Genomic DNA, 539 nt, shown 5'->3' with positions numbered 1-539 from the left:
TGCCGTAGGTATGCACGCAGCGTCCCTTTCCGTCGTACTCCCAATAGTAGGTGTCGCCGTTGCGGTCGGTCTTCTCCGTCATCAGGTGTCCGGAGTACGTCATCCTTGTGGTCTTTCCCAGGGCGTCGGTGATGCCGGTCATGTTTCCCTCTTTGTCGTAGGTGTACGACACCAGGGTTTCGTTCCCTTTTTCCGTCACGAACGAGAGTTCCGTTATCCGTCCCTTTCCGTCCGTGGTGGCCTGTATCCTGCGTCCTGCAGGGTCGGTCAGTCCTGCCAGCCTTCCGTCGGCAAAGTGCAGCCGTACCCGGAGGCCGTCCGGATTCTCTATGTGTGTCAGCCTCCATGCCCTGCCGTCCCTCATGTCGAACCGGTAAGTGAGCAGGGTGTCGTGGCTGTATGCCTCATAGCCTTTGTCCGTGCGGCGCAGCGTGGTGCGTTCGGAGCGCATGTAGAATTCTCCGCCCGGTGCTATCGCCGGGAACGGCACGGCACGTCCGTCCTCCATGCGCAGCATCGTCACGTCTTCGTCCTCGAAG

The 539-nt window shown here is 60.5% G+C and carries 1 pseudogene; it reads right to left on the bottom strand.

The features are described from left to right. Nucleotides 1-539, bottom strand: a pseudogene (locus H8S64_RS22350) (RHS repeat domain-containing protein); the annotation flags it as partial.

It is taken from the genome of Butyricimonas hominis, from assembly GCF_014287455.1.
In the GTDB taxonomy this organism is placed as follows: domain Bacteria; phylum Bacteroidota; class Bacteroidia; order Bacteroidales; family Marinifilaceae; genus Butyricimonas; species Butyricimonas muris.
Note: the sequence above shows the minus strand (reverse complement) of the source record. Positions and strands in the feature narration are given on the sequence as shown.